The following is a 2,760-nucleotide window of genomic DNA, read 5'->3' on the forward strand; positions in this document are numbered from 1 at the left end:
TCATCTGTCTACCTATTGGGGAGCATATCAGGATTGAAGTGAATTCTTTTTTTGAGAATATCTATTTTGCTGTTGAATAATCAGTCTATATTTACAAAAGATTCTAAATCAACAAATACGAATGCTTCTTCATAATTTTCATCATGAAGTTTAAATGCGTATCCAGAGTCCTTTTTTTGAATCAACTTCTCTACTTCCGCGACGTGTTCTTCTGAGACTTCAAATCGTTGTTGTATCCGATAAAAGTTAGCATAACGAGATTTTTCTCGCTCACTATTTGTTAACTCTTCCCCAGATATAGGAACAAACATAACCGGCTCAGGTACGTCCGAGACCTTTTCGAAAAGAGAAGTTGGAAGTTGAACACTCCAGTAAAACTGTTGCTCAGTAGAAGTGAATTTTGGACTTAGAATGTTATCTACTGAGAACGTTACGGTTGTGATCAATTCATTGTTTTCTACTTCTTTTTCGAAACTTATAAATGAAAATTGTTGAGCTACCATACTTTCGATGTATTCATTAATAGATACATACTGTGTTGTACCTGAAACATACTGGGTAGTTTGTTCAGTTTTCTCGTTAGACTTCTCCTTACCCAAAGAAGTACTCTTTGATGAATCGTTTTCGCTACATGATGCCAATACTAAAGCAATCGCTAAAACGTATAAAGCAACATATTTTTTCATATATCAGTATGCAAGATTCTCAGAGTAGCTGTAACGGCTATAGTCTGCAGAAACGGCTTTTGATCTTGATACCAAACCATTAGAGTATGTGACTAATTTTCCTGTGGTATCAACACCGATGCTACCATAAACTAATTTCCGCGTGGATTTTGGAGGAATATTAAAGGCGAATTTAGTTGATGTGGTGGTATCCGTCCCATAAGAAACCTCGGCTGTTACTTTTAGGCCATTTTGCAAAATTTTAAATTCTGTTTCACCTGTAAGAGTTCCAGTAGCAAATACACGACGAGAAACCTCATAGTTTACTGTGTCTACAAGAGACGATGTGTTTGTAGCAATATGCGTCCATTTTGGAAGCTTTACTAATGTATTAGTGAGTGTGGATTGATATACTGTTCCATCGTAAACTGGGGCATAAATAGGCACATCATTTTCTACTGCTGACACTGAATTAGGTACTCCTGATAAAATCGATGCGCTCAAAGCTAGTGAACCTAAGATTTTAATTGTTTTTGACTTAAACATTAAAAAACCTCCAATATTTTTTGTGAAAAATCTGGTGAAAATAAAAAATTCTAAAAATCATTGTCTCCTTTACATTAAAAATTTGACTTTTGAACTAAGACTTATTCAAAATATAGCATTTATTTACCATTTAAAATTTGGGATAATATGAGGTGGAGGAGATTAAATTGCATAAATATATCGGGAATATCATCCGATTTAATCGTATAAAAGCTAAGAAAACCCAACAAGAAGTCGCAGCAGGGATATGTTCTATCTCACATTTAAGCAAAATCGAAAAAGGAGTGTATCTACCTAATCAAGAAACATTGAATTTGCTTCTCGAAAGACTTGGGAAAAAAATTGATTTTGAGCAGGAGAGGCATAGTCAACTCTCAAAACTTATTGATGACTTTTATTATCACTGGTCTTACAGTGAAGTTAGTCAGATGAAGTTAACCATTGAAATGATGGAAAAGGAGGAGTCTCATTACATAGTAAGCGATTATTTGAATCGATACTTATTGGCTCAATTGGCCTATGAATTAAACGAAAAAAATTATGAAAAGGCTGAATCTCTTTTATACAACCTTGATAATTTAGAGATAATGTCCAATGCCGACATTAGTAAATTTGTCGTTTTAAAAATGTCGTTCTTGAATAAGTATAAAGATTCTAAGAAAGCTGCAGAATACGCTGAATCAAATGAAAATCTCATAGTGAGTGACGACAAAGCAGAATATTTTTACCAGAAAGGTCTCATTTACAGCTATAACATCAGTCCATCACTTTCTTTAATTCATATGAATAAAGCCTATGAATCTTTTGGTAAAGGGACGAATTTCACTAGAATGATAACTTGTAAGTCGGTTATGGCAATTAATTACTCAAGATTGGGTTTAATGAAAGAAGCAGAAAAAGAGTATATTGAGTTGTTGCGTATGCTATCAAAGTTCCGTAACGAAAATATGTTACACGAGACGCGATATAACTACGGTATCTTCTTGAAAAATGCAAATCGATATGACGAGGCACTTGTGGTGTTTAAGAGTTGCGAGCAATATTTTTCTACTAAAGAAGAACATCAATGTCTTTTGATTCTTGCTATGTGGGAAACCAAACTCCATTTAAACGATCTTCAAGAAGAAGAGATTCTAGAATTTACATCATCTTTCAAGAATAGTGCGTCAAAGTGTAAGCTTCATAAGAAATATTTGGTTTATGCCGATTTAATGATTCTAAAGAGTAAAAAAAATGAGAAAGAATATTATCGGTTACTTGAAACTAATTACTTAAGGTTAATCGAGAAAGAAAACTCTTATATTGAAATAAGAAAAAGATATTTGGACTCTTAGATTATTATAAAAATAAAAATACATTCTAAATATCAGAAATTATTAGTAGAGTTTCATCAAAATGAAGAATCTATGGAGATGATCAGATGGTAAAAAAATATTGATTATCATGACAATTATGACAGTTTTCAGTTTTTCACCAAGTATAGATGCAAAAGGTAGCGTTAGTAATGGGTCACAAAATCACCTTCCTGAATTACTTGATCGTGTATCGC

General features: G+C 33.0%; 3 protein-coding genes. 1 reads left to right on the forward strand and 2 read right to left on the reverse strand.

Annotated elements, in window-relative coordinates:
- Positions 1-80: 80 nt before the first annotated feature.
- Together RT52_RS06610 and RT52_RS16345 are read right to left on the reverse strand one after the other, a co-directional pair.
- Entirely contained in the window at positions 81-686 is a 606-nt protein-coding gene (locus RT52_RS06610; protein WP_156028745.1) for a hypothetical protein, read from the reverse strand.
- A gap of 3 nt (positions 687-689) precedes the next feature.
- The gene (locus tag RT52_RS16345; protein WP_156028746.1) at positions 690-1,211 is read right to left on the reverse strand and encodes a hypothetical protein; all 522 of its coding nucleotides are present in this window, start codon (positions 1,209-1,211) and stop codon (positions 690-692) included.
- 167 nt (positions 1,212-1,378) lie between these two features.
- Between RT52_RS16345 and RT52_RS06615 the strand changes: the two genes are divergently transcribed.
- Positions 1,379-2,545 carry a helix-turn-helix domain-containing protein gene (locus tag RT52_RS06615; protein WP_034816084.1) on the forward strand — a complete coding sequence of 389 codons (1,167 nt, stop codon included), beginning with the start codon at positions 1,379-1,381 and terminating at the stop codon, positions 2,543-2,545.
- The last annotated feature ends 215 nt before the right edge of the window (positions 2,546-2,760 follow it).

The organism is Exiguobacterium alkaliphilum 12/1 (genome assembly GCF_000714435.1).
In the GTDB taxonomy this organism is placed as follows: Bacteria; Bacillota; Bacilli; order Exiguobacteriales; family Exiguobacteriaceae; genus Exiguobacterium; species Exiguobacterium alkaliphilum.

Excerpts from the sequence above, each read along its gene's own strand:
- RT52_RS06610 (WP_156028745.1), bottom strand. The coding sequence starts at position 686 with ATGAAAAAATATGTTGCTTTATACGTTTTAGCGATTGCTTTAGTATTG.
- RT52_RS16345 (WP_156028746.1), bottom strand. The coding sequence starts at position 1,211 with ATGTTTAAGTCAAAAACAATTAAAATCTTAGGTTCACTAGCTTTGAGC.